At 71.8% G+C, this 18,930-nt stretch carries 19 protein-coding genes; 7 read left to right on the forward strand and 12 right to left on the reverse strand.

What is annotated here, in order from left to right; all coding sequences use genetic code 11:
• Positions 1–30: 30 nt before the first annotated feature.
• Positions 31–3,228 carry a DUF4082 domain-containing protein gene (locus ACSHV8_RS08690; protein WP_436531154.1) on the forward strand — a complete coding sequence of 1,066 codons (3,198 nt, stop codon included), beginning with the start codon at positions 31–33 and terminating at the stop codon, positions 3,226–3,228.
• Positions 3,229–3,291: 63 nt separating this feature from the next.
• Positions 3,292–4,338, forward strand: coding sequence for a glycosyltransferase family 2 protein (locus ACSHV8_RS08695; protein WP_436531156.1), 1,047 nt, complete (start codon positions 3,292–3,294; stop codon positions 4,336–4,338).
• A 70-nt stretch (positions 4,339–4,408) separates the two neighbouring features.
• Here the strand turns inward: ACSHV8_RS08695 and ACSHV8_RS08700 are convergent, their stop codons facing one another.
• From ACSHV8_RS08700 to ACSHV8_RS08730, 7 genes are read right to left on the reverse strand one after another with little or no spacing between them, the layout of a single operon-like run.
• Positions 4,409–5,428: a hypothetical protein gene (locus tag ACSHV8_RS08700; protein WP_436531158.1), complete on the reverse strand. Its 1,020-nt coding sequence runs from the start codon at positions 5,426–5,428 to the stop codon at positions 4,409–4,411.
• Entirely contained in the window at positions 5,425–6,663 is a 1,239-nt protein-coding gene (locus ACSHV8_RS08705) for an MFS transporter (protein ID WP_436531160.1), read from the reverse strand. Before ACSHV8_RS08705 ends, ACSHV8_RS08700 begins: the two co-directional genes overlap by 4 nt.
• Before the next feature lie 28 nt (positions 6,664–6,691).
• Positions 6,692–7,789 (reverse strand): DegT/DnrJ/EryC1/StrS family aminotransferase, encoded by a 1,098-nt coding sequence (locus ACSHV8_RS08710; RefSeq protein WP_436531161.1) that lies wholly within the window; start codon positions 7,787–7,789, stop codon positions 6,692–6,694.
• Positions 7,789–8,421, reverse strand: coding sequence for an acetyltransferase (locus ACSHV8_RS08715; RefSeq protein WP_436531163.1), 633 nt, complete (start codon positions 8,419–8,421; stop codon positions 7,789–7,791). Before ACSHV8_RS08715 ends, ACSHV8_RS08710 begins: the two co-directional genes overlap by 1 nt.
• On the reverse strand, positions 8,418–9,533 hold the full coding sequence (locus ACSHV8_RS08720; RefSeq protein ID WP_436531165.1) for a DegT/DnrJ/EryC1/StrS family aminotransferase: 1,116 nt from the start codon (positions 9,531–9,533) through the stop codon (positions 8,418–8,420). The genes ACSHV8_RS08715 and ACSHV8_RS08720 overlap by 4 nt, the downstream gene beginning before the upstream one ends.
• Positions 9,534–9,541: 8 nt before the next feature.
• Positions 9,542–10,507 carry an NAD-dependent epimerase/dehydratase family protein gene (locus tag ACSHV8_RS08725; protein ID WP_436531167.1) on the reverse strand — a complete coding sequence of 322 codons (966 nt, stop codon included), beginning with the start codon at positions 10,505–10,507 and terminating at the stop codon, positions 9,542–9,544.
• Complete coding sequence (locus ACSHV8_RS08730; RefSeq protein WP_436531169.1) at positions 10,504–11,562, reverse strand: Gfo/Idh/MocA family protein; 1,059 nt, start codon at positions 11,560–11,562, stop codon at positions 10,504–10,506. Before ACSHV8_RS08730 ends, ACSHV8_RS08725 begins: the two co-directional genes overlap by 4 nt.
• Before the next feature lie 230 nt (positions 11,563–11,792).
• Here ACSHV8_RS08730 and ACSHV8_RS08735 point away from each other — a divergent pair, with 230 nt between their 5' ends.
• Both ACSHV8_RS08735 and ACSHV8_RS08740 read left to right on the forward strand, forming a co-directional pair.
• Complete coding sequence (locus ACSHV8_RS08735; protein ID WP_436531171.1) at positions 11,793–12,386, forward strand: acyltransferase; 594 nt, start codon at positions 11,793–11,795, stop codon at positions 12,384–12,386.
• Positions 12,383–12,853 carry a hypothetical protein gene (locus tag ACSHV8_RS08740; protein ID WP_436531172.1) on the forward strand — a complete coding sequence of 157 codons (471 nt, stop codon included), beginning with the start codon at positions 12,383–12,385 and terminating at the stop codon, positions 12,851–12,853. Before ACSHV8_RS08735 ends, ACSHV8_RS08740 begins: the two co-directional genes overlap by 4 nt.
• On the opposite strand, the gene ACSHV8_RS08745 is transcribed toward ACSHV8_RS08740, so the two are convergent.
• Positions 12,843–13,751: an AraC family transcriptional regulator gene (locus tag ACSHV8_RS08745; RefSeq protein WP_436536727.1), complete on the reverse strand. Its 909-nt coding sequence runs from the start codon at positions 13,749–13,751 to the stop codon at positions 12,843–12,845. The two genes, ACSHV8_RS08740 and ACSHV8_RS08745, sit on opposite strands and share 11 nt — an antisense overlap.
• 134 nt (positions 13,752–13,885) lie before the next feature.
• Here ACSHV8_RS08745 and ACSHV8_RS08750 point away from each other — a divergent pair, with 134 nt between their 5' ends.
• Positions 13,886–14,518, forward strand: a complete 633-nt coding sequence (locus ACSHV8_RS08750) for a class I SAM-dependent methyltransferase (RefSeq protein ID WP_436531174.1) — start codon at positions 13,886–13,888, stop codon at positions 14,516–14,518.
• Here ACSHV8_RS08750 and ACSHV8_RS08755 read toward each other — a convergent pair.
• From ACSHV8_RS08755 to ACSHV8_RS08765, 3 genes are read right to left on the reverse strand one after another with little or no spacing between them, the layout of a single operon-like run.
• Complete coding sequence (locus ACSHV8_RS08755) at positions 14,515–15,531, reverse strand: hypothetical protein (protein ID WP_436531176.1); 1,017 nt, start codon at positions 15,529–15,531, stop codon at positions 14,515–14,517. The genes ACSHV8_RS08750 and ACSHV8_RS08755 overlap by 4 nt on opposite strands.
• The gene (locus tag ACSHV8_RS08760) at positions 15,524–16,093 is read right to left on the reverse strand and encodes an RNA polymerase sigma factor (protein WP_436531178.1); all 570 of its coding nucleotides are present in this window, start codon (positions 16,091–16,093) and stop codon (positions 15,524–15,526) included. Before ACSHV8_RS08760 ends, ACSHV8_RS08755 begins: the two co-directional genes overlap by 8 nt.
• On the reverse strand, positions 16,087–16,314 hold the full coding sequence (locus tag ACSHV8_RS08765; RefSeq protein WP_436531180.1) for a hypothetical protein: 228 nt from the start codon (positions 16,312–16,314) through the stop codon (positions 16,087–16,089). The genes ACSHV8_RS08760 and ACSHV8_RS08765 overlap by 7 nt, the downstream gene beginning before the upstream one ends.
• Positions 16,315–16,658: 344 nt before the next feature.
• Between ACSHV8_RS08765 and ACSHV8_RS08770 the strand changes: the two genes are divergently transcribed.
• On the forward strand, positions 16,659–17,378 hold the full coding sequence (locus tag ACSHV8_RS08770; RefSeq protein ID WP_436531182.1) for a hypothetical protein: 720 nt from the start codon (positions 16,659–16,661) through the stop codon (positions 17,376–17,378).
• Positions 17,375–18,043 (forward strand): DUF4166 domain-containing protein, encoded by a 669-nt coding sequence (locus ACSHV8_RS08775; protein ID WP_436531184.1) that lies wholly within the window; start codon positions 17,375–17,377, stop codon positions 18,041–18,043. The genes ACSHV8_RS08770 and ACSHV8_RS08775 overlap by 4 nt, the downstream gene beginning before the upstream one ends.
• A 107-nt stretch (positions 18,044–18,150) precedes the next feature.
• Here ACSHV8_RS08775 and ACSHV8_RS08780 read toward each other — a convergent pair whose 3' ends face one another.
• Entirely contained in the window at positions 18,151–18,888 is a 738-nt protein-coding gene (locus ACSHV8_RS08780; protein ID WP_436531186.1) for a sulfite exporter TauE/SafE family protein, read from the reverse strand.
• Between the last annotated feature and the right edge of the window lie 42 nt (positions 18,889–18,930).

The following is an 18,930-nucleotide window of genomic DNA, read 5'->3' on the forward strand; positions in this document are numbered from 1 at the left end:
CTTTCTCCGTCCCAGGACAGGCATGCATATATGAGGTCTCGACTCACTCCGTCCGCGATGGTGATGGCGCTCGTCGTCACCCTCGCGGTGGTCCTGCCGGCATCGAGCAGCGCGGCAGCCGATCCCTGCGGCACCGGGTCCAATCCGGTGGTCTGCGAGAATTCCAAACAGGGCACCCCGATGGAGGACTGGTACACACCCAGCGCCTGGGGTGAGATCGGTGGATTCACCACCAAGGAGAGCGTCGCTCCCGGGGAGACGCTCCAGTTCAAGGTGAGCTCCGCGGTCCCCTACAAGATCTCCATCTATCGGCTCGGTTACTACGGTGGCGACGGTGCCCGGCTGATGCCGACCTCGCCCACCGCGACGTTCCCGGCGATCACCCAGCAGGACTGCGACCACGACACCGGCACCGGCCTGGTCGACTGCGGCAAGTGGTCGGTGACCGCCAGCTGGGCGGTCCCCTCGGACGCGGTGTCCGGCGTCTACATGGCGATGCTGGACCGCACCGACGGCGACGGCGTCATGCCGTACCCGTTCGTCGTGCGCCAGACCACGCCGACGTCGAAGATCGTCATCCAGACCTCCGACCAGACCTGGCAGGCCTACAACGGCTGGGGCGGCCAGGACCTCTACGGCGGCGGTGGCCCCGCCCCGGACGGCCGGGCCTACAAGGTCAGCTACAACCGGCCGATGGACATCTTCGGCGACAACGGGATCTTCGGCGGCGAGTACGCGATGATCCAGTGGGTCGAGCGCAACGGCTACGACGTCAGCTACCTGTCCGGCATCGACGTGACCAACCGGCCCGCCGCCGTCCTCGGGCACAAGGTCTTCGTCTCCTCCGGCCACGACGAGTACTGGAACCAGAAGCAGTGGAACAACGTGGTCGCCGCCCGTGCGGCCGGTGTCAACCTGGCCTTCTTCAGCGGTAACGAGGTCTTCTGGCGCACCCGGCTGGAACCGAGCATGGACGCCAGTGCCACTCCGGACCGCACCCTGGTCTCGTACAAGATGACCAAGATGGCGCAGAACAACGGAGTCGCCGACCCGAGCGGGCAGTGGACCGGCACCTGGGTCGACCCGGTCGGGGCCGGTTCCGGCGGCAACACCCCGCCCAACCAGCTGACCGGCACCCTGTTCACGGTCAACGGCACCCGCGTCGACGCGATCCAGGTGCCGTACGAGTACAGCCGCATGCGGCTGTGGCGCAACACCTCGATCGCGAGCCTCAACCCCGGTCAGAAGGCCACCTTCCCGACCGGCACACTCGGCTACGAGTGGGACAGCGACGTCGAGAACGCCGCCCGCCCGGCCGGCGCGATCGCCCTGTCGTCCACCACGGTCGACGTGCAGGACGGCAAGCTGCTGCTCGACTACGGCAACACGTACGGCAACGGCGAGGCCACCCACAGCCTGGTCGAGTACCGCGACCAGACCTCGGGGGCGCTGGTCTTCGGCGCCGGCACGGTGCAGTGGTCGTGGGGCCTGAGCACGGTCCACGTCTACGACGCCACCACCGAGGACGTCCGGATGCAGCAGGCCACCCTGAACCTGTTCGCGGACATGGGCGTGCAGCCGCTCACCCGGCAGACGAACCTGGTGGCGGCCGTGCCGTCCACCGACACCGTCGGCCCGGCGGTGACCATCAGCGCCCCGGCGGCCGGATCGACCATCCCGGCGCTCAAGGCGGTCACCATCTCGGGTACGGCGACCGAGGCCGGCGGCGGCGTCCTGGCCCGGGTCGAGGTCTCCGTGGACGGCGGCGCCACCTGGAACAAGGCGACCGGCTTGGGCAGCTGGACGTACAAGTGGACGCCGACCGCGATGGGCGCCACCTCGATCAAGGTGCGGGCGGTCGACGACAGCGTCAACATCGGCACGACCGCCACCCGGGCGGTCACCGTGGGCGTGCCGGACTGCCCGTGCACGATCTTCCCGGACACCGCGAAACCGGGCACGGTCAACGCCGGTGACCCCAGCGCGCTGGAGGTCGGTGTCAAGTTCCGCACCAGCGTGGCCGCGACCGCGCTCGGCGTGCGCTTCTACAAGTCCACCGGCAACACCGGCACGCACGTCGGTCACCTGTGGAGCTCGACCGGCAAGCTGCTGGCCACCGGCACGTTCACCAACGAGACCGGGTCGGGCTGGCAGGAGGTGGACTTCGCCAAGCCGGTCGCGCTGGCGGCCAACACCACGTACGTGGCCTCGTACTACGCGCCCAACGGCGGGTACTCGGCGGACTCGAACTACTTCGCCTCCGCCGGCGCGGGACTCCCGCCCGTCCAGGCGTTGCAGTCCGGGGTCTCCGGCGACAACGGCCTCTACAAGTACGGCACCGGCGGCGGGTTCCCGACCCAGAGCTACAACCACGCCAACTACTGGGTCGACGCGATCGTGGACACCGCCAGCGCGACCGACCAGCCGCCCACGGTGACCGGGGTGACGCCGGCGCCCGACGCCACCGGGGTCACGCTGAACACCGGTGTGACGGCCACCTTCAGTGCCGGGCTGGACCCGGACACCCTGCAGTTCTCGCTGAAGAAGCAGGGCGGGCCGACGGTGCCGACCTACACCGACTACGACGACAGCACCAGGACGGCGAGGCTCACCCTGGACACGCCGCTGGCGACCTCGACGACGTACGAGGCGTCGGTGCGCGCGGCGGACGCGTTCGGCAACCTGATGCAGGCGCCGTACACGTGGACGTTCACCACGGGCAGCACGCAGACCGCGCCGAACTGCCCGTGCACCCTGTGGCCGACCTCGGCGACGCCGAGCACCGCCAACGCCAACGACTCGAACTCGGTCGAGCTCGGCGCCCGGGTGAAGGTGGCGGTCGACGGCTTCATCACCGGGGTCCGCTTCTACAAGGGTGACCAGAACACCGGCACGCACACCGGGACGCTCTGGTCGAGCACCGGTGACGAGCTGGCCACCGGCACGTTCGGGCCGGAGACGGCCTCGGGCTGGCAGACGCTCCTGTTCGCCAACCCGGTCCCGGTGACGGCCGGTTCCACGTACGTCGTCTCCTACCACGCTCCCAGCGGCCGGTACTCCGCGGACATCGGGTACTTCGCGAACGCCCGGGCGGTGTACCCGCTCGCCGCGCCGGCCGACGGTGACGGCGGTGGCAACGGCCTCTACAAGTACGGCGACCGGGCCTTCCCGACCGGTTCGGCGGGCTCGGCCAACTACTGGGTGGACGCGATCTTCACCGTCAGCTGAACCGTAGAGGTGCGCCGGCCGGACGACTGTCGTCCGGCCGGCGCGCGACCAAGTGAGGCAAAGATGAGTTCCGTCAGTGTCGTCATCCCGTGCTACAAGTACGGGCACTATCTCGCCGACTGCGTCCGCAGCGTCTTCGAGGGCAACGAGGGCGTCGACATCCGCGTCCTGATCATCGACGACTGCTCGCCGGACGACTCGGCGCAGGCCGCCCGGGCACTCGCGGCGACCGACCCGCGCATCGAGGTGCGGGTGCACGAGACCAACAAGAGACACCTGGCGACGTACAACGAAGGCCTTCTCGAATGGGCCGACGGGGACTACTCGGTGCTGCTGTCGGCCGACGACTTCCTCGCACCGGGCGCGCTGGCCCGCGCGGTCGCGCTCCTCGACGCCAACCCGTCGGTCGGTTTCTGCTACGGCCGGCCGGTGCACTTCCAGCATCCCGGCCCGCCGCCGCCGGCACGCACCGAGGTCAAGGGCCACCACATCTGGCCGGGCCGCTGGTGGCTGGAGCGCCGCTTCCGGGAGGGGCACGGCTGCATCACCTCGCCCGAGGTGGTGGTCCGCACCGATCTGCAGCGCAAGCTGGGCGGCTACGACCCGCGCCTGCCGCACTCGGGTGACATCGAGATGTGGATGCGGTTCGCGGCGCACGCCGACGTCGGCTTCGTCCGCGGCGTCGACCAGGCCTTCTACCGCCTGCACGACAACAACATGTCCAAGCCGCACTTCGCCGCGATGGTCGAGGAGCTGGGGCAGCGGCGGGCGGCCTACGAGGTGACCCTCGAACGCTGCGGCGACGTGCTGCCCAACCGCGACGAGCTGGACGCGGTGATCCATCGGAAACTGGCCCGGATCGCGCTGCGCCGGGCGGTGCGCGCCTACGACCGCGGCCGCGTGGACGAGCTCCCGGTCGAGGAACTCGTCGAGTTCGCCCGTGACTGCTGGCCGCAGTACCGGTCGCTGCCCGAGTTCCGAGGCCTGCAGGTGCGCCGCCGCATCGGTGCGCGGACGATGCCGTACCTGCAGCCGCTGGTGCTCAGCGCGGTCGCCGGCAAGGGCCGCGAGTGGCTCTGGTGGCAGCACTGGAAACGGCACGGCATTTAAAGATCAAAGACGATGTGCGCGTACGGCCCGGTCGCCGCCCCGATCCACTCGGGACGGCGACCGGGCCGTCTCAGCGGACGACCGCCGGTGACCAGGCGTCGGGGATGAAGATCGCGGGCGTGCCGGAGCCGTCCGCGTTCGCCGTCCACACATCGGTGGAGCTCGTGCCGGTCTGCTGCCGCGCGAGGCCGTAGAGCACATGCTGGTCGTCGAGCCACTCGACCTGGTCGTCGACGCTGTGCGTCTCGGCAAGCCGAACCGTCTGACGGGTTCTCAGATCGAAGACGGAGATCCGCCACTGGCCGGCCGGCAGGTCGCCCCGGGTCTTGATCGCCACCCGGGTGCGGTCGGGCGACAGGGACGGGCACTCCGCGTCCTCACGCAGCGCGGTCAGCGTCCGGGCCGACAGGCTGCCCTGCACCAGCCAGGTCTTCTTGCCCGAGGCCGCGGTGGCGTAGAACGTGTCGTCGTCGGCGAACGTCACGCCCCACAGGTTCCGGTCGGCCGCGGTGATCGGCCGGCCGTCCACGACGAGCGTGAACTTCTCCAGGTCCTCCGACCCGCTGCCGTCGGTGCGGCTGACCAGCGTACGGGTGGAGAACTGGCCGGGTGCGGCGTAGCTGTCCCCGTACACGAACGTCGTCGTGGCCCCCAGCGAGCCGTCCCGGGACAGTCGCGCCCGGCTCGGGATGCCCGACAGCGGAAGGTCGAGCGACGCTTTCCAGTCCGGCCCGAGCACGTCGGCGTGGTAGGTGGTGACCAGCCCCGGGCGCGCGTACAGGCAGAGTGACCGGTCCGCGGTCGCGTACACCCGGTCGCACGTGGCCGGTGTCAGCGCGCGCGGCCCGGCCGGGTCGGTCAGCGCGGCCAGCGCCACCTTCCCGAACCCGGCCCCGCGGATGGTGCTGCGGAAGACCACGTGCGGCACGGCCCGCATGGCGGCCAGATCGGCGGTGGCGAAACTGGGGCCGGGCGCCGCCGCGGCGCTCTTCTGGTCGGAGCGCACGTGCACGACGTACGTCAGCGAGCCGGCCACCGCCACCGCCACGATCCCGGCCAGCGCGGCGATCCGCCACCCGGACCCGCTCACCGGGCGGCCGGTTCGGCCGAGCGCAGCAGCCACGCCGCCGCCGGGATGGCCACGGCGAGCACGGCGGCCATGGTCAGCAGGGCGCTCTGCGCGCCGATCAGGGTCCACAGTCCACCGAAGGCGAGCGACGAGGCGAAGCGGGCCAGCACCACCACGGTCTGCGCCGAGGCCAGCGCGCTGCCCCGGCTCACCGACGGGGCGATCCGGCTCACCAGAGCGGAGAGCACGCCGTCGGTGCTGGCGTAGAAGACGCCGAGCAGCAGCAGCGTGGCCACGGTCATCGCCGGGCCGGAGAACGGGCCGCCGGCGGCCAGGTACGCGGCGACGAGCGCGACGTGCCCGCCGATCAGGACCCGGGAGCGGCCGATCCGGTCGGCCAGCCGGCCGAGCGGGACGGCCAGGAGCAGGAATCCGATGTTGGTGCCGACGTAGAGCAGCGGGAACGTCGCCACCGCGAGTTCGTCGCGGTCCTGCAGGGCGAGGTACAGGAAACCGTCGCCCACGGTGAGCAGACTCAGCAGCCCGAACGCGAGCATCGGGCGGCGCAGCGCCGGCCCGGCCGCGGCCCGCACGATGGCCCGCAGCCCGGTCGCCGCCGCCTCACCGCGGGTCCGCAGATCGGGCACGAACAGCACCAGCACGGCGAGCCCGACCAGGCCGACCGCGAACGAGACGACCCAGATCGAGTTGTAGCTGCCGGGCAGCCACAGCAGCAGTCCGAAGGCGGCCAGCGGGCCGAGTGCGGCACCCACCGTGTCGAGCGCGCGGTGCACCCCGAACGAGCGGCCGAGCGACTCCGGCTCGGACGACTCGGCGATCATCGCGTCGCGCGGCGCGGTGCGCAGACCCTTGCCGAGCCGGTCCAGGGTGACCACGCCGGTGATCCCGGCGAGCCCGTTGACCGGCACCATCGCGATCCGGCTGACGGCCGACACGCCGTAACCGGCGACGGCGACCCATTTGGGGCGGCCCCGGTCACCGAGATATCCGCCGGCGATCCGGACCAGGGCGCTGATCCCCTGGTAGACGCCGTCGATGAAGCCGTACGCGAGCAGGCCCATGCCGACGTGCTCGGTCAGGTAGATCGGCAGGACGGCGTTGACCATCTCGCTCGACACGTCGGTCAGCATGCTGACGACACCGAGCAGGACGACGGTGGCCGGCACCGCGACACGGGCCCGCTGCCGCCGGGACGGGGAGTCCCCGGCCGGCCGGTCTTTCAGAGACAGGTACACGGTTTCCTCTGGTGCTGAAGGTGCCGAGTTACTTCAGTGCGCTGATCAGCGCGGCGGCGACGGTCTCCTGCTGCGCGGCCGAGATCTGTGGGTAGATCGGCAGCGAGAGCAGTTCCGGCGCGGCCGCCTCGGCGTTCGGGAACGAGCCGCCCAGGTGTTCGAACGCGCCGGTGCGGTGCACCGGGAACGGGTAGTGCACGGCCGCGCCGACGCCGGCCTCGTGCAGCCGGGCCAGCACCTCGTCGCGTCGCGGGACCCGGACGCAGTAGATGTGCCAGACGTGCTCGTTGCCGTCCAGCGTCACCGGCAGCACGACGTCGTCGAGCCCGGCCAGCAACTGGTCGTAGCGGGCGGCGGCGGCCCGGCGGCGCTGGTTCGCGCTGTCGAGCCGGGCCAGCTTGGCCCGCAGCACGACCGCCTGCAGCCCGTCGAGCCGGCTGTTCACGCCGATCAGATCGTGGTGGTACTTGCGGGTGCTGCCGTGGTCGCCCAGGGTGCGTACCGTGCCCGCCCACTGATCGGAATCGGTCACGACGGCGCCCGCGTCGCCGTACGCGCCGAGGTTCTTCCCGGGGTAGAAGCTGGTCGCGGCGATCCCGCCGGCCCCGGCCCGGCGCCCGAGCCGGGTGGCGCCCTGCGACTGCGCGGCGTCCTCGACGATCGCCACGTCGTCGCGCCCGGCAAGGCCGGCGCGCAGCTGCTCGACCGGCGCCAGCTGGCCGTACAGGTGGACCGGCACGATGGCCCGGGTGGCCGGGGTGACCGCCGCGAGTGCGGCCGGCACGTCGATCAGGTAGGTGCGCGGGTCGCTGTCGACCAGCACCACCGTGCCGCCGGCCCGGACGACCGCCTCGGCCGTGGCGATGAACGTGTTGGCCGGCAGGATGACCTCGCTGCCCGGGCCGACCCCGACCGCGCGGAACGCCAGCTCCAGGGCGTCGGTGCCGTTGGCCGCGCCGACGCAGTGGGTGACACCGGAGTACGCGGCGTACTCCTGCTCGAACGCGCGCACCTCGGCGCCGCCGATGAACGCGGTCTCGGCGATGATGCGCTTGAAGCCGGCCTCGACCTCCTCGGCCACCTCCGCGTGGGCGGCGGCGAGATCGACGAGTGGAATCCTGGTCATCACGGTCCTTTGCGTAGCGGACGGGCCGGGCTGCCGACCCACGTCTCATGAGGTGGCACGTCGCGCAGCACGAGTGCGCCCATGCCGACGAGCGCCTGCTCGCCGATGGTCAGGCCCTCCCGGACGAGGGCACCCGCACCGATGTAGGCCCCGGGGCGGACCACCGTCGCCCCGCCGAGCCGGACCCCGGAGGCGAGGGTGGCGTAGTCGCCGATCACGTCGTCGTGGGTGAGCACGACGTGCGGCATCACGGCCACGTGCGCGCCCACGGTGACGTCGGCGGTCAGTACGGTCCCGGCCAGCAGCACGGTGCCGGGCCCGACCGTGCTGCCGGCGCCGATCGAGGCGGACGGGTGGACGATCGTGGCGTACCGTTCGACCGGCAGACCGAGCCGTTCGACGATCTTCCTCCGGGCGGTGTAGTTGCGCGGGTTGCCCACGCAGACCACCACCGCCACGTCCGTCATGTCCCGGACACTGTCGACCGGGCCGAGGATCGGCCGGCCGGACCGGGTGGAGCCGTGCAGTGCGGGGTCGTCGTCGACGAAGCCCCGCACCTTCCAGTCCCCGGCCGCGGCCGCCGCCGTCTCCCGGGCGAAGCCGCCCGCTCCGACGATGACGACCTCGGTCACCGGCCGGCCAGCTCGCGCAGGACGCCGACGATGTACTTCTGATCGTCCTCGGTCACCTTGTGGTGCAGCGGCAGGATCAGCGAATCGCGGGTGATGCGTTCGGTGACCGGCAGCGGGCCCGGGGTGACGTCGGCGTAGGCCGGCTCCAGGTGCGACGCCATGATGCCGCGGCGGGCCGAGACGCCGCGCTTGGCCAGTTCGGCCAGGACGTCGTCGCGGCCGGTGCGGTACGGCCGGTTGATCAGCACCCAGAACGACTGGTAGTTGGTCGTCCCGTGGGCGGGGTCGCGGACCGGCACCAGACCGTCGATGTCGGACAGCAGTTCCTGGTAGCGGGCGGCCAGTTCGCGGCGCTGGGACACCAGGCCGGCCAGGCGGCCGAGCTGGACCAGGCCGACCGCGGCCTGGATGTCGGTCATCCGGTAGTTGTAGGCGGTCTCCAGGTACGCCTCCAGGACCGGCTGGGAGCTCTTGTGCCGGTCGGCCGCGGACACGTTCATGCCGTGCTCGCGGAGCCGGCGCAGGCGCACGGCGACCGCGGCGTCGTCGACCGTGACCATGCCGCCCTCGCCGGTGGTGAGCACCTTGCGCGGGTGGAACGACCAGGCGGCGATCGCGGCGCCGGTCCCGGCCGGCTGGCCGTAGGCGGTGGAGCCGGCGGCGCAGGCGGCGTCCTCGACCAGCGCGACACCCCAGTCGGCGGCGGCCTTGCGCAGGCCGGCCGTGTCGAACGGGACGCCGCCCTGGTGCACGGCGATGATCGCGCGGGTGCGCGGGGTGCGGACCGCGTCGATGGTCTCGACCGTAACGTTGCCGGTGGCCAGGTCGACGTCGGCGAAGATCGGGGTGGCGCCGACGTAGCGGACCGCGTTGGCGGTGGCGATGAACGACAGCGACGGGACGATGACCTCGTCGCCGGGTTCGAGGTCGAGCAGCACCAGGGACAGGTGCAGGCCGGTGGTGCAGGAGCTGACGGCGACGCCGTGGCCGGCGCCGACCGTGGCCGCGAACTGCCGCTCGAACTCGGCGACCCGCGGGCCCTGGGCGACCCAGCCGGAGCGGACGGCGTCCGCGGCGGCCTGGGCCTCCTCCTCACCCAGCATGGGGATCATGACGGGGATCATTTGGACGACCGCCACCAGTCGACCAGGCCCTGCAGGCCCTCGTGCAGGCCGATCTCGGCGCGGAAGCCGATCGCCTCGGCGGTGTGCCCGGTCTCGGCCAGGCGGCGGGTGACGCCGTTGACGGCGCGGGCCGGGCCGTGCTCGGGCACCAGGTCGGACTTCATCACCGCGGACAGCGCGGCGGCGAGTTCCTTGAGGCTGGTCTCCTCGCCGCGGGCGATGTTGAACACCTCGTCGGTGACGTCGGCCTGCGCGGCCAGGATGTTGGCCCGGGCGATGTCGGCGACGTGCACGAAGTCCATGGTCTGCAGCCCGTCGCCGAGGATCAGCGGGGGAGTGCCGGCCTCGATGCGCTCCATCCAGCGGATCAGCACCTCGGTGTAGAGACCGAAGATGTCCATCCGCGGGCCGTACACGTTGAAGTACCGCAGCGCGACGTAGTCCAGGTCCTTCATGGCCTTGAAGCTGCGCAGGGTGGCCTCGTTGAACGCCTTGGCCGCACCGTAGAACGTGTCGTTGTTGTACGGGTGGTGGCGCTCGGTCGTCGGGAACTGTTCGGCCAGGCCGTAGACGGACGCCGACGACGACGCGATGACCTTCTTGACGCCGGCGTCGGCCGCCGCCTCGATCACGTTGAACGTGCCGTCGACCAGGACCTCGTTGGCCAGCCGGGGCTCCTCGGCGCACTGCGTGATCCGGATCGCGGCCAGGTGGAACACCAGGTCCTTACCGGCGGTGACCTCCTGGACCAGTTCCACGTCGCGGATGTCGCCCTCGACGAGGGTGACCGGCCCGTTCTCGAGCGCCCAGGCCAGGTTCTCCCGCCGGCCGCGGACGAAGTTGTCCAGGACGACGATCTCGGCGGCCCCGCCGCGGACGAGTTCGTCGACCACGTGCGAGCCGATGGTGCCTGCTCCGCCGGTGACCAGGGCGCGCGCGCCCTCGATCGATACAGCCGTCACGCCATGTGCCCTTCGTTGAGCTTGATCATCGTGCCGCCCTCGGCGAGGCTACGGGAGGCCGCCTGCAGCAGCTCCAGCACCCGCAGGCCGGAACGGCCGTCGGTGAGGGCGGGCGTCTTGGTGGTGATCGCCCGTGCGTACTCGTCGACCATGGTGCGCAGCGCTTCCCGCTCGGTCAGCGCCGGTGCGACCATGTCGCCGGAGCGGTAGGAGATCAGGATGTCGCGGCGCTGCTCGTCGCCGAGCTCGTCCGGGGACGCCACGTCGACGCCCCGGTCGTAGACGGCCAGCCGCTGGCTGGGGTTCAGGTCGTCCCAGACCAGGGTCCGCTTGGAGCCGCCGAAGATCGCGGTGCGGATCTTCACCGGGGACAGCCAGTTCACGTGGATGTGGGCGATCGCGCCGTTGCTCAGCTGCAGCGTCAGGTAGGCCACGCAGGCCCGGCCGGCGCCGATCCCGTCCGCGCCGTGCGCCGCGACGGCCACCGGGGTGACGCCCTCGGGCAGCACGAAGTCCAGGATCGACAGATCGTGCGGCGCCAGGTCCCACAGCACGTCGATGTCCTTCTGGACAAGACCGAGATTGATGCGTACGGAATCCAGGAAGTGCAGCTCGCCCAGCTCGCCCGAGTGCAGCAGCTCCCGGATGCGCAGCACCGCGGGCGTGTAGCAGTACGTGTGGTCGCACATCAGGGTCAGGCCGCGCTCGTCGGCCTCCTCGACCAGCTGCAGCCCCTCCTCGTAGGTGGCCGCGAGCGGCTTCTCGACGAGCACGTGCTTGCCGGCCCGCAGCGCGGCCAGGGCCACCTTGAGGTGGGTGCCGGCCGGGGTGGCGATCGCCACGGCCTGCACGGACGGGTCGGCCAGCACCTCCTCCAGGTCGGCCGTGACCTGGACGGTCGAGTAGCCGCCGAGGACGCGGCGGGCCCGTTCGACGTCGAGGTCGCAGAGCCAGCGCAGACGGAACTGCGTGCTGCCCTGGAAGTTGCGGACGAGGTTGGGGCCCCAGTACCCGGCCCCGATGACGGCGATCCCGATCGGCTCGGACGCGTTCAACAGACTTCCCGTCTCTCTGGTCAGGACTCACAGACTCCTGGGAAGCTATCCATCCCCTTAGGAGCGACGCTAGATCGGTGTCGCATTCCCGCGCGCCCGGCGGCCGAAGCCGATCCGTTCGGCCGCCGCGGGTAGACCAACGGTCACTTTGGAGTGAGCCGTCGACTTACCGACATCAGCCTTGGTGGTCCTCCGCTACCCTGTGCGCGACCTGAGGTGAAAGGGATTTCATGACCGACGTTACCGTGGCCCCGACCGCCGATGTGGACGATCGCGCGGAGATCGGCGCCGGCACCCGGATCTGGCATCTGGCGCAGATCCGCGAGGGCGCGACGCTCGGCGCCAACTGCAACATCGGCCGCGGGGCGTACGTGGGGCCCGGCGTCACCATCGGCGACAACGTCAAGCTGCAGAACCATGCGCTCGTCTACGAGCCGGCCGTGCTGGCCGACGGCGTGTTCATCGGCCCGGCGGCCGTGCTCACCAACGACGAGTACCCGCGCTCGGTCACCCCGGACGGCCGCCTCAAGGACGGGCACGACTGGGTCGCGGTCGGCGTCACCGTCGGCGAGGGCGCGGCGATCGGCGCCCGCGCGGTCTGCGTCGCCCCGGTCACCGTCGGCCGCTGGGCCCTGGTCGCCGCCGGTGCCGTGGTCACCAAGGAGGTGCCCGACTTCGCGCTGGTCGTCGGCGTCCCGGCCCGGCGCATCGGCTGGGTCGGCAAGGCCGGCAAGCCACTGACCGCCAAGGGCGAGGGTGTCTGGGTGTGCCCGGAGACCGGCGCGTCGTACGTCGAGACCGACGGCGTGCTCACCGAGGCATGAAATTCTGGGACTGGCCGCTGGCCCTGATGGTTCTCGTCTTCGCCGCCCCGATCGTCGCCGGCGGTGCGGTCCTCTACACCCGGGGCTGGGACGAGGCGCGGGCGTATTTCGTCGGCGAGTCCGGCCAGGTCGCGCCGTTCCGGGACTGCGAGTGGGTGCCGCGCACCAACGGGGACAAGGACGAGGGCTGGGAGTGCCGGGGCGTGTTCACCGGCGGCGGCCTGCGGGTGAACGACGTGCGCCTGACGCCCCGGCTGCCCGAGCGCCCGACCGGCCCGGTCCCGGCGATCGTCAGCGGCCCGTCGGCCACCACCGCCTGGACCACCTCCGGCGCGGAGATGCTGTTCGCGGCCACCGCCGGGGTGGTCCTGATGGCGATCTCGCCGACCATCGGGGTGCTGCAGTTCCGCAAGGAGATCGCCGCGGCCTACCGGAAGCGCCGGAGCCGCCGCGACCTCACCGGCTGAGCGACTCGCTCGCGCCCTGCCGCCAGCGCTCCGGCGTCGCCTCGTGCTCGGTGCGGAAACGCTTGATGAAGTAACTGGCGTCGGGATATCCGACCCGGTGGGCCACGGCCGCGACGGTCAGATCGGTTTCGGTCAGCAGGCGGCGGGCCTCCTGCATGCGGCGCTCGGTCAGCCACTGCTGCACGGTCCGGCCGGTCTTGCGGCGGACCACGGTGGTGAGATGGCCGGGGGTCAGGGCGAGCGCGGCCGCGACGTCGGCGAGGGAGACCGGGTCGGCGAAGCGTTCTTCGATGACGTCGAAGACGGCGGCGAGCAGCGGCTCGTCGGCCGAACGGAGCTCGCCGGCGACGTCCGGGGTGAGCCGGGCGACGGCGACCAGCAGCAGGGTCAGGTGGGCCAGCGCGGCCTCCGGATAGCCGGTGCGGCGGCCCTGCAGCTCGGCGTCGAGCGCGGACAGACGGTCCAGCCAGGCGTTCCGCTCGCCGGGCGGCACGCGCAGGCGCTGGGCGCGCTCGCCGCCGGCCGCGAACGGGAACAGCAGCGGATGCGCCCGCCAGGACGCGTACGCGCCGGCGCGGATCACGTCGGCCGGGAAGAACACCACCCAGCCGTCGGTGACGATGTCGGCCACCTCGGCCGGGAACGACAGCACCTGTCCGGGCGCGACGACGAACAGGTCCCCGTCGGTGACTGACCATTTCCGGTCGTCGATGACGAACGTTCCCGAGGCCCGGTCGGCGTAGAGGAGGACCAGGAAGTCGTGGGTGTGCGTCTGCGGGCGCGGCAGCGGGTGCGGGGTGAGCGCCACGTCGGGCAGGCGGGAGACGGCGACCGGGGGAGTGCCCGGGCCGCGCCGGTAGACCGCGACCGGGACACCCCCGGCGGTGCGCCGCCCCATCCGCGTCGGGCGGGCGTGCGGCGGACCCGAAGAATGTCGGATCACCTCCGACGATTCGACGATGTCGCTGCTCGGCTCCGGCATGAGGCTAAGCGTACGACCGAATTTCGTCTGATCACCATCGGGAGTGCGTCATGAGCGAGACCGTCCGGCCCTACATCCCGGCGATGGGACGGCACTGGATGCTGTTCCTCTACGATCCGTTCGTGAAGCTCGCCGGCCTGCACCGGGTGCACGGCGAGCTGCTGGACCGCGCCGGGGTCCGGCCCGGGCACACGGTCCTGGAGATCGGCTGCGGCCCCGGCGACCTGCTCCTGCGGCTGGCCCGCCGGGAGCCGCGGGCCGAGCTGACCGGCATCGACCCCGACCCGGCGGCGCTGCGCAAAGCCCGGCGCAAGGCCGGCCGCCACGGGCTCCCGGTACGGTTCGCACCGGCGTACGCGGATGATCTGCCCTTCCCGGACGACAGCTTCGACCGGGTGCTCTCGTCCTACATGCTGCATCACCTCGACGCGGACCAGCAGGTCGCGGCCGTGCGGGAGGTCCGGCGGGTGCTCCGGCCCGGTGGCGAGCTGCACGTGGTCGACGCCGACGGCACCCCGCACCAGGGGTCGAGGCGCCATCGGCATTCGCAGCTGGCCGGGCACACCCCGGAGCGGATCCTGCGGGTCATGGCGTCGGCCGGGCTGACCGAGGTGCGGGAGAACGGCCGTGGCCAGGGCCGGACCGCCCTGGGCCACTACGTCTTCCTCCGCGCCGGTGTCTAGGGTGTCGCGTCCCAGGCGGCCATCCTGAGGGTCACCTGCCCGGTGTCCGGGACCGGTTCGACGTTGAGCCGGACCAGGGCCGTCTGCCCGGCCGGGGTGGGCCCGCCGGCCAGTAGACAGTACGTCTTGTCCTCGCGCAGCTCGACGCTCGGACCGGACGGGTTGTCCTGGATGGCGTCCGCGCATTCGGTCGCGGTCGCGGTGTCCCCGGCGATCGTGCCGGTCCGCACGCTGCCCAGGGCGACCAGGCGCAGGTCGCCACCGTCGACCGAGGAGATCACCACGTCGCCGTCGGTGTCGTCCAGCGACGGCCGGGCCAGGTTGATGGCCTGGGACTGCTCCCCGGTGGCCGGGACGGTCAGCTCGGCGGACTCGTAGATGGTGCCGAACGTGCCGGACGGGACGGCGGTCGCCGAGGTCTCGGCCGCCACGCTCGGTGACGGCGAGTCGGCCGGGCTCGGGCTCGGGCTCGGACCGGTACTCGGATCGGCACTGGGCACTGCGGTGGCCGAGGCGGGTGCGGCCGACATGACGGCGGACGCGGCGGCCGAACCCGCCCGGGGCACCGAGGGGGCCTGTCCGAGAAGCGGGCTGAACCGCGGCGACTTCACGACGTCGGCCGGGAACGGCACCAGGACGCCGAGGTGCGGCGATCCCGGAGCGCTGAACGGCGGGGGAGCGGCCGGGCTCACGGCCTCGTCCACCGGTCCCCGGTTTCCGTCCAGGGCCCGGGCCATCGCCCCGCCGCCCACCACCACGGCCAGGACGGCGCCGACGAAGGCCAGTACCGCCGGTCGCAGCCGCTTCCCGGTTGCGGCCCGCTCGGCCTGACGCGGCCGGGGGACGGCCCGCCGGCACGCCGCCGTCGGACCGGAGCGCGGTTTCGCCTGCCGGGCCCGCCGCCGCAGGTCGGCCAGTCCGGCCGCGGCGTCGAACGTCATCCCGGCCACCGCCTGCCGTTCCGCCTCGGCCAGCAGGCCGCGTTCCTCGGGCGTCAACAACGGCCTATCCACGGTCGCCGTCCTTCCTGGCCTGGAGCTTCGCCCGCAAGATCTTCCGGGCGTGTTGCAGATGCGTGCGCACCGACGTCGAGGCGATGCGCAGGTGCAGGGCGATCTCGTTCGCGGTCCACCCCTCGTCGAGCAGCATGACCACGGTCCGTTGCTGTTTCGAGAGCCCACGCACCAGGTCCAGCGCGTCGGTGTCGCCGGCGTCCTCGTCGCCGAACCGCACGAACGAACTGAGCCGCTCGGACAGGTCGGCGTCGCGCCCGCGTCGCCGCCACACGTTCTGGACCGAGTTCTCGAGGGCGCCCGACGCGTACCGCAGGCGGCACTCGGGCGACTGCGGGTGCACCAGCGCCCACTTCCGGTAGACGCCGACCAGCGCGTCCTGGGCCGCATCGGCGGCATCCTCGCGACTCAGACCCCGGGCTATCGCCCGGCCGACCAATTTCGCGTACGTGTCCTGGTAGAACCGCGCGAAGCTGCCCTCGGCCGACTCCCCGTCCGGCTCCGGGTCGCGCCGGACCAGCGGATGCGGCCCGTCGTCGCCGGGCGGCGCGAGCGTCACCACGACGCCCGCCCGCCACCGTCCCCGCCGCGGCGCCAGACGACCCGTACCTCCAGATACGATCGTCGCCGCCGGACCTGCCCGCGTTCACCGGTCCGGGCGAGGCGGCGGTTACCGCCCTCCCCGCCGAACACCGTCATCATTGAGCTGATCAGCTGACCCAGCAAGGCGCTGATCAGCAGCCCCCATATGTCCACGTTTCCCCCGTCGACTGTGCGGCTCACCGGTGCCGTCCCCGGCGACCGGTCATGCCAATAGAACGCAGCGACCAGGCGAAACGTCTAAAGCTCATCGGAACAAATCCCGAAGAGCCACCCCTAAACCACAAATCAGACGACCGCGTACGGGTGAACGAGGCTCGTGTCCGCGGCGCGGACGCCCACGGCCGTGACTTCCCCGGTCCGCGGCGCGCGATCTCCCGGGCCGGACGCGGTCGCGGTGCTCGCCCCGTACGCGCAAATTCTCTTGATCGTGAAGTTGGCCGGCTGGGCATTTTCGGATCGGGACTTGAGCAATCGCTTAAAACTGCTAGATTTGAGCAGTCGCTCAAACCGGTGGGAGGTGGGCTGTGGCCAGGGTTTATGTGGAGACGGTGATCGCAGCGCCGTTGGAGCGGATCTGGGCGGCGACGCAGGATCCGCGGGAGCACGTGCGGTGGGACGTCCGGTTCGGGCGCATCGATCCGGTGGCCGACGGCGAGTTCACCTACGCCACGGCGGTGCTGCCCGGCGTCGAGATCGCCGGGTACGGCGTGCACAGCGGCGAGCGTCGGCAGGCGTCCGGCGAGGCGGTGTCCGCGCTGCGGTTCGGCTCGGACGACGTGCGCTCGCTGATCCGGGAGGGATCCGGATATTGGCGGTATGTGCCGGCTGATCATGGCGTGCGCTTCCTGACCGGGTACGCCTACCGGCCGCGCTGGGGGCGGCTCGGCCGGCTGATCGACCTGGTGTTCGGGCCGGTCTTCGGCTGGGCGACCGCCTGGTCGTTCGACCGGCTGCGGCTCTGGCTCGAACGCGGCGTGACACCCGAACGGGCCCGGTGGCACGCCGTTCTCGACCTCGCCCTGCGGGCCGCGGTGATCGCCGTCGCGCTCCACACCCACTGGTGGCTGCTGGTCGTTCCGGCGATCCTGCTGCCCCCGCACCCGTTGACCCCCGCCGCGCGTCGATGCCGGCGGCAACCCCGCCCTTCCCGGCGGGAACCCCGTCGTTCCTGGCGGGAGCCCCGTCGTTCCTGGCGGGACCTCCGTCGTTCCCGGCGGGAAACCGGAAAGGAAGAACCGGCATGACCTCGGTATTCGAACAGGCTCTGGGCGACGACTTCGACCGGCTGCACCCGCGGCTGCAGCGGCGCTTCGGGGTGGACGGCACGCGGGATCAGGGCTGCATCGGCACCGGAACCATGGACAAGGTCTGGCGCGGCGGCGCCTTCACGGCGCCGTTCCTGCACCTCGGGACGCTGCGGCACGTGCTGTTCCCGGAGACCGGGACGGACATCCCGTTCACCATCGAGAACTATGCCTACGGCGACACGTACGGGCGGCCGACGCTCACGTTCGTGCGCACGTTCCAGGTCCGGCCGCACCGCCGCCGCCGTTTCGACGCGACGATGGTCTACCACCCGGACCGTGACGTGATCGTCGACTACCTGGGGACGACCCAGCATCTCGCCGTCGACCTCGACGTCAGCACGGACGAGCGGGGTGGCCTGCGGATCCGCAGCGGGTCACAGGTGTTCCGGGGCGGGGTCCGCTGCCCCGGCCTGCTGCTCGGCGACGCCGAGGTGCGGGAGTGGTGGGACGAGCGGGCCGGGCGCTTCAACATCCAGGTGACCGTGCGGAACCGTCGATTCGGCCCGCTGTTCGGCTATCACGGGAGTTTCACGGCGACGTATGTGGGCGCCGGCGCCCCGGTGCCGGCGGCGGTCCGCCCCCTGCGCGAGAACCCCGCCTGAGCTGCTGGTCTCCTGCTCGTCCAGGCCTGGTCGGCGCCGGTGGGGCCAGGCCGCGACGCCTGCCCGGCAGGCCGCGGGGTGAGGTCAGGTCACGAGGTTCGTCCGGGTCAGGTCACGAACAGGGCCACGGCGACGGCGGTGGCGAAGACGACGATCGTCCAGCGCAGCGCCTCGGACGGCAGGCGCCGCGCGATCCGCGCCCCGGCGAACCCCCCGATGATCGTCGCCGGCGCCAGCACCCCGACCACCGCCCAGTTCACCGGCCCGAACACGCTGTACAGCAGCACGGTCGTCAACCCCACCACGGCCGCGAAGACGTTCTTCAGCGCGCTGATCCGCCGCAACGGCTCGTCGAGCACCAGGGCCAGCCCGGCGATCAGCAGCACCCCCATCGCCGCGTTGAAATACCCGCCGTAGCACCCGCACAGGAACACCGCGAGCCGGAACATCCCCGGACTGTTCCCCGGCCGCCCGGCCAGCCGGCTCAACCGATCCTGGAACGCCATCAGCATCGCGGCCAGCAGCAGCAGGAACGGCACCACCACGTCGAACACGGACCGCGGCGTGAACAGCAGAACCGCGCTCCCGCACAACGTCCCGGCGACCGCCACCGGGATCATCGTCCTGATCCGCGCCCCCTGCCCGACCAGGTCGGGCCGGCTGCCGGCGGCACTGGCCGCATACCCGGGCGCGACCGACAGCGCGTTGCTCACGTTGGCCGCCACGCCCGGCAGCCCGAGCCCCACCAGCAGCGGAAACGTGATCAGCGACCCGCCACCGGCGATCGCGTTCACCGCCCCGGCGACCAGCCCACCTCCGAACAGGACAGCAATCTCCCCACCCATCACCCCAAGATTCTCTCCTGCCCGCCGGCGGGCCCTGCGACC

Source organism: Actinoplanes sp. HUAS TT8 (assembly GCF_051380535.1).
Classification (GTDB): Bacteria; Actinomycetota; Actinomycetes; order Mycobacteriales; family Micromonosporaceae; genus Actinoplanes.